The sequence below is a fragment of the Halanaerobium saccharolyticum genome, from assembly GCF_004362045.1.
GTDB lineage: Bacteria > Bacillota > Halanaerobiia > Halanaerobiales > Halanaerobiaceae > Halanaerobium > Halanaerobium saccharolyticum_C.
The window spans coordinates 21875-28405 of sequence record NZ_SNWX01000034.1 but is presented as its reverse complement, the minus strand read 5'-3'; the positions used below and the strand labels follow the sequence as shown (position 1 = coordinate 28405).

At 34.2% G+C, this 6531-nt stretch carries 6 protein-coding genes and 1 CRISPR repeat array (1 of these 7 running past the window's edge); all 6 genes read right to left on the bottom strand.

All coding sequences use genetic code 11. The annotated features are described in order from the left end of the window. Positions 1 to 157 precede the first annotated feature (157 nt). The 6 genes from DFR79_RS14390 to DFR79_RS14365 all read right to left on the bottom strand — a co-directional run bounded on the left by DFR79_RS14390 (position 158) and on the right by DFR79_RS14365 (position 6281). On the bottom strand, positions 158 to 943 hold the full coding sequence (locus DFR79_RS14390; protein WP_133516163.1) for a nitroreductase family protein: 786 nt from the start codon (positions 941 to 943) through the stop codon (positions 158 to 160). A 58-nt stretch (positions 944 to 1001) separates the two neighbouring features. Further along, on the bottom strand, positions 1002 to 2345 hold the full coding sequence (locus DFR79_RS14385) for a phosphomannomutase/phosphoglucomutase (RefSeq protein WP_133516162.1): 1344 nt from the start codon (positions 2343 to 2345) through the stop codon (positions 1002 to 1004). A gap of 177 nt (positions 2346 to 2522) precedes the next feature. Continuing rightward, positions 2523 to 3179, bottom strand: coding sequence for an aspartate/glutamate racemase family protein (locus DFR79_RS14380; RefSeq protein WP_133516161.1), 657 nt, complete (start codon positions 3177 to 3179; stop codon positions 2523 to 2525). A 13-nt stretch (positions 3180 to 3192) separates the two neighbouring features. After that, the gene (locus DFR79_RS14375) at positions 3193 to 4053 is read right to left on the bottom strand and encodes an ADP-ribosylglycohydrolase family protein (protein ID WP_133516160.1); all 861 of its coding nucleotides are present in this window, start codon (positions 4051 to 4053) and stop codon (positions 3193 to 3195) included. Between the two features lie 100 nt (positions 4054 to 4153). After that, complete coding sequence (abc-f, locus tag DFR79_RS14370; RefSeq protein WP_166638070.1) at positions 4154 to 5827, bottom strand: ribosomal protection-like ABC-F family protein; 1674 nt, start codon at positions 5825 to 5827, stop codon at positions 4154 to 4156. 271 nt (positions 5828 to 6098) lie between these two features. After that, complete coding sequence (locus DFR79_RS14365) at positions 6099 to 6281, bottom strand: hypothetical protein (protein WP_133516158.1); 183 nt, start codon at positions 6279 to 6281, stop codon at positions 6099 to 6101. A gap of 91 nt (positions 6282 to 6372) precedes the next feature. Further along, a CRISPR array of direct repeats spans positions 6373 to 6531; the repeat unit is 37 nt; unit sequence GTTTCAATTCTCAGTCCCCAACAAAGGGGACTGCAAT (it continues 2800 nt past the right edge of the window).

The following is a 6531-nucleotide window of genomic DNA, read 5'->3' as shown; positions in this document are numbered from 1 at the left end:
GGACACCCTTGTCTTCAGCTAGTGGTTGGCACTATTAACCCCCACATCAGACTTTCACTGATTAGCAAATATCCATGCCAGGCAAACCTAAAAAACCGCAGATGGAATCCCACCTGCGGCTTAAAAAAATATTATTTAAAATAATCATCTCTTCAAATTATTCTTCACTAATAAATGTTCCAAGTCCCAGACCACCAAATTCTACCTCACCGGTAGTGCCTCCATCCAGTGCCCCAATTTCTACATGCAGTAGAGCAATTCCACATTCCAACCTTTTATAGGCTGAGGGTTCTCCTACTGAATCCACAACCAGCTTCCCTTCTCCATAGTAAAAACGCCAGGGCTGTCTGTTTAATCTGGAAGGAGCAAAACTTCCCATTTTTATCGCATTTTTTACCCAGCCCGGCCAGTCAGAATTATAGCCATCAGGACAGAGCTCTTTGACATCTTTGCGATCACGGTGTGGAAAAAGTTTAGATACAAAATGTCGGGTCAGACTATAATTTTCTGATGAATATCCTAGAGGACTGACAGCAACCAGATGTTCTCCACTCATTAAATTAAGATTAAGATCTGAACGATCTTCTATATAACGAGCTCCAACCCAGCAGGTTCCGAGTCCTAAAGCTGTAGCTTCTAAAATAGCTGCCTCTCCAATATAACCCATTTTTGTCCAGCGGTGTTCTCCCTTATCCTTGATGATAAAAGCCATAAATGCAGGTGATTCAGTAAAATTCCCGTATTTCCCCTTTAAAGCAGGTAAAATTTCTTTAATTGATTTATTGAAGACTTCTATTCTAACCTCTGGATAAACATCATTTAATTCTCCAAGCTTTTTTTCTAAAGATTTTCGAGTGAACTCTTTTATCTCTTTTGACATATACTTTTGCTGAGAATAACGGGTCTGCACAGCCTCATACCACTTTTTAACAGGAATATTCATAAAATCCGCTCCTTTCTATAAGAAGTCTCTATTTAAAAAACTAATTATCAAGGTGCAATTATTCAACATCCATTACTTTTCTTATTTCTTCTAATTTCTCGTCCAGTAGGTCCTGATTCTCTGCTTCCACAACCAGTCTTAAATAAGGTTCAGTATTCGAGGGTCTAACATTGAACCACCAGTCTTTATATTCTAAACGATAGCCATCAAAATCATAAAAATCTTCTGGTTTTCTCTGGGCAAAGAAATAATCTTTTAGTCTTTCCATAACCTCAATTTTATTTTCAATCTTAAAATTAACCTCACCCGAAGTCGCATATCTGTCAAGTTCAGAAATATATTCAGAGATGGTTTTTCCTTCATTTTTAAGTCTGGCAACTACATTTAAAACAACCAGAGCAGTCAGCATACCTGAATCACAGTAGAAAAAGTCTTTATAATAATAATGGCCGGCAAGTTCTCCTCCACAAATACCATCTATTTCTCTAAGTTTGAGTTTAGCATAGGCATGACCTACTTTCCACATATGGGTTTTACCACCAAGTTCTTCTATATGCTCTTTAACAGACCAGGAAGTACGAATATCATATAAAATATTTTTACCTTTACCCTGATTAATATAATATTCGGCCAGTAGAGCCACAATTAAATCAGGTGAAATAAAGTTTCCTTTCTCATCCAGGAACATTACCCGATCACCATCACCATCAAAGATAAGTCCAAGATCAGATCCTTTTTCCAGTAATAATTCTTTTAAATCCTCTCTATTTTCTGCCTCCAGAGGATTTGCTTCATGATTAGGAAAAGTCCCATCGAGTTCATTATAGAGATAATGAGGCTGATTACCAAAAATGGCATCAGTTAAAATTGCTACCATACCATTAGAAACATCAATAGAAAGATCTAAATCTGATAGATTCGGTAAGTATGATTTCTGAAATTCAATATATTCTTCTCTTAAATCATGCTTTAAAATATCACCTTTTTTATTTTTACCTACAGGCTCTATTTCCCTGTTTTCAATCATTTCTTCTAATTCCTTAAGTCCAGAATCATAACCAACCGGCAGGGCCTTTTCGCGTGAAATCTTTAATCCATTATATTCCGGTGGATTATGAGAAGCTGTTATCATTACCGAAGCCTTATAACCATGTTTTGCTGTGCCATAATACACCATCGGAGTTGTTGCATATCCAATTTTATATACATCTGCTCCCCGGTCAGTAATCCCGGCTGCTAAAGCTTCAAAAACCTCTGGAGTTGACTCCCGATCATCATAACCAACCAGCACCTTATCTGCGGCCAGCAGTTCCGGTAGAAAATATCCTATTTTATATACATCTTCCTTATTAAAATCCTGATTATAGACACCTCGAATATCGTATGCTTTAAATGCTTTCAAAATATCGCCTCCCTGAAAATTATATATATTTTTACTATAACAAATTTTGACAGTAAATCTATTATTTATAGATAATTCTTTCTATTATATATATTCTATGTCTATTGATTTTTTCCTTGTTTTAAAGAAAAAAGAACAGCTTTTAAACTGTTCTTCCTTAGTTAAGAAATATATTATTTACTCTGCAATAGTATCCAGAGCCTTTTGGATTCCAGGTTCAGGACTTGTCAAAAATTTATCCTGTATTTCTGCTGGTAGAACTGAGACTGCTCTGGCCATTGAGGCCTGAGCAAGGACCACTATCTCAACTTCTGCTGCCAATTCTTTTAGTTTTTCTGCCAGAAGTTTGTCGTGAGCTTCCTGATCTCCGGCCATCAATTTTTGATAAGCGGAATCTGCCAGAGCAGTTTTAATCTCTATATTTTTATTCAGCCCGGCCGCTCTCTTTTTAATCAGTTCTGTGCTTGGTTTTAAAGTAGTCTCCAGAGTTGCTGCTACTCCAATTTTAGCAGCATTGTTTACTGCTTTTTCTGCCATTGCAGAATCAATCCGCATAATTGGAATTCTATAATTTTGATTTTCTTTTTCGAAAATCTCTCCGATAGAGGAACAGGCACTCAGCACCAGATCTGCTTCCTGTTCAACTGCTGTTTTAATATAATATCTAACCCTATCTTCTACCAGGCTTAGATCAGCCTTGTTATTAATCAATTCTGGCAGAATTGAATCATCAACTATATTAATTATTTTCAGAGCAGGATCTTTTTCTTTGATTAAATTCTGCAGTGACTCAACTGTAACTGGAGTTGTATGAATTAGAGCAATTTTTGCCATTCTTTATCAGCTCCTAAGATAATAATTCTTTAACAGCCTGAGATTTATTAAAACCATCAAGCAATTTTTGGGGAATAGAATCTAATCCTTCATCTGCTGCCATGACAGCTGCAATTACCATCGCTCGAGCTGAGGTATCTCCTCCTGCCATAATATTTAAAGTTAAAGCCTCTAATAAATTATCTGCATTCCAGAGAACATCAAGCACAATTGGCAGACCTTTCTCAGTCGAACAGCTCTGGCCGCGCTGATCAGCATTGGCTGCAATTTGATCTTTGCTGCCAATTTTTTCGAAATTATCTTCGACAAATTGATTTATATCTTTATGTTTTTTTAGAGTCTTTTTATAGTCCAAACCGTCTAAAGTATCCTGAATAACATTAAAAATATATTCAGCTGTCTGATCAACAATCTTGCCATTATGAGTTAGATGAACCAGATCCAGAAATTCTTTTTTAGATATACCTTCTTCGATAAATACTGGCAGACTGCGGGCAATCCCCCCCAGCTCAACATTGTCAGCTCCGATCAAAGTATCAGAGCCTTTAAGTTTTTCCAGTGAATCTTTCATCGAATGGTCCATGTACATTTCATTGTTTTCTAGATATTCAATCCAGTCATCTTTAAATCTCTTTAAATCCAATCCCTGATGATCAGAAATTGATTTTAAAAGAGCTAAAGCCTGTTCTCCGTAATGAGATAGATCACCTGCTTCTTTTCCTTCGTGAAACTTAGCCATTGGAGCCCTGTATTTGTCAATGATCCCACTGTATTCTTCTTTTAATTGATCTGTACTGTAAACCCAGTGGGCACCAAATGAAAGTGCATCTGCAACAAAAACTGCTTTTATTAAATCTTTTCTTTTATTTTTCATAGTTTATCCCTCCAAAATTTTTCGATTACATTCTACTTTTATTATAAGAGATCAATTAAAAGAATAAAATTAAACTGACAACAAATTTATAGAAAAGTAATTATTTGTCTGTCAGAGCTTCAAGATCATTAATAATCTCTTCTTTTTCACTCTCAGCTGCCTCTTCCAATTTTGCATACAGCTCGGCTTTTTTCATCTTCACAATTTCCTGGTCCAGATCCTCACCACTTTTATATTCTCCTTTTTTTAATTTCTGGTACTGATTATAGCTACCAGGAAAAACTTCTAAGTTTCCTTCCTTAAGCTGCCAGATCTCCTGAGCAATTTCTTCAATGAAATATCTGTTGTGACTGACAACAACAAAGGCTCCATTATAATTTTTTAAAGCCTTCTCGATAATTTCTCTTGATTCTATGTCCAGATGGTTTAAAGGCTCATCTAATAAAAGGAGATTGAATTTCCCAAGTAAAAGTACAGCAAAGGCCGCTCTGACTCTTTCTCCAATACTGAGATCTTTTATTTTTTTGAAAACATCTCTTCCTTCAAAAAGCATTGAGCCAAGAAAAGTTCTTATTATTTCCTGATCTTTGTCCGGATTTTTAAGTCTTAATTCTTCCAGAATTGAATTATCCAGATTTAAATTTTCAATTTTTTGAGAAAAATAACCTATTTTAAGCTGAGAGCTTTTTAGCAGCTTTCCTGAATCTATATTTATTTTTTCTAAAATAATTTTTAAAAGTACAGATTTGCCGCTGCCATTTGGACCCATCAGAGCTATTTTGCTGTCTTTTTCAATTTTAAAGTTCATATTTTTAAATAAACATAAATCAGCAAATATTTTTCTAATAGCTTTTGCTTCAACAATTATCTGAGAAGCAATTTCTTTTCGCTCAAAATCAGGATTTATTTTGCGGTTCTCAAATGGCTTATCTTTTTGATCAAGCTTTTCAATTTGAGATTCTAAACTTTTTACTCTTTTTGCAAAGCGACCTTTACGTCTATCTGATCCTTTTGTAACATGCCAGAACGAATCAGTTCTTTTTCCTTTTCCATCTGTTTTCTGCACAAACTGCTGCTGTTTTCTTTTTCTATTTTTTAAACGATTCTTTTCAGCCTGATATTCTTCGTATTCTTTATATTGCCGCTGCAGCATTATTTCTTTTTGCTCTTTATAATCACTATAATTTCCATTATAAGTTTGTAATTTGTTTTGCTCTAATTCCCAGACTTTTGTTATCGTTCTATCCAAAAAATGACGATCATGTGATACTGTAAGAACAGCACCATTAAAATCATTAATAAATGAGGCCAACCAGTCTCTTGTTTCAAGATCTAAATGATTAGTTGGTTCATCTAAGATTAAGAGCTCAACTTTTTGAGATGAGAGCAGCCTTATTAATTGTAATTTTGTTTGTTCTCCTCCACTGCAATTTGCAATTTTTCTGTCCAAAAAATCAACCTCAAAATCAAACTTTTTCATCAATTTTAAAAACTCTCCGTAATTGTATGTTTCTTCTGTCATAAATTCTTCTACAGTCTGTTCTGCCGTATAACTATAATACTGAGGAAGATAACCAATATTGGTTTTGGAATTAACTTCCCCACTAAAATCTCTGTCTTTTCCTAAAATAATATTTATCATTGTAGTTTTACCAGTTCCATTACGACCAATTAAAGCGATTCTATCACCTGAGTAGATATTAAAATTTATATCTGAAAATAACTTTCGAACTCCAAACCACTTTTCCAATTTTTTAGTTTCTAATAATAACAAAAAAATCCCTCCTTATATCCTTGCCTAAACTGGTCAGGCATTAAAGAATAAGAAGAGATTATTAATTATCTAAATAATCATATGTTAAATTATGGAAATATATTGCTCTAATACTCTAACCAGTTTGTTGCTTTAGTTTTCAGTTACTGAATGGTTAAAGTATTAATGATCATCTTTTTAAATATTTCACCTCTGATTATTATAAATTTGATTTTATAATATCATGAATTCTAATTTTAAACAAGGAGAATTTTTCAAAATTCAAACTTATTTAAGCGAGAACTTTTTGATCATTTTTAGCTTTTGTTTCATTCCACCAATTTTTCTTGATTTTAATCTGACGAAATACTGGTTCATCAGAAAGATCTTCACCACAGTGAGGACAGGTCCATTCTTCTTTGCTGGCACTAATGCTTCTACTTCTGCATTCTGGACATAATTTAATATAAGCCATTATTATCAGCTCCTCTTAATATTATTTATATTAGTTAAAGGATAGCAGGCTAATATTAATTATTTATTTGTTTAAAGTTAAAGTTGGATTAAAATGAATTCTCAGTCCCCAACAAAGGGGACTGCAATACATAGAACTTTAAAAGAAACCAAAGGCGGCAGAGTTTCAATTCTCAGTCCCCAACAAAGGGGACTGCAATGATAAAGAGCAGCCAGAACAACCTAAATCAAAGAGTTTCAATTCTCAGTCC

Bases quoted from the DNA above. Each gene is read 5' to 3' on its own strand.
- DFR79_RS14390 (WP_133516163.1), bottom strand. From the start codon at position 943: ATGAATATTCCTGTTAAAAAGTGGTATGAGGCTGTGCAGACCCGTTAT.
- DFR79_RS14380 (WP_133516161.1), bottom strand. From the start codon at position 3,179: ATGGCAAAAATTGCTCTAATTCATACAACTCCAGTTACAGTTGAGTCA.
- DFR79_RS14375 (WP_133516160.1), bottom strand. From the start codon at position 4,053: ATGAAAAATAAAAGAAAAGATTTAATAAAAGCAGTTTTTGTTGCAGAT.
- DFR79_RS14365 (WP_133516158.1), bottom strand. From the start codon at position 6,281: ATGGCTTATATTAAATTATGTCCAGAATGCAGAAGTAGAAGCATTAGT.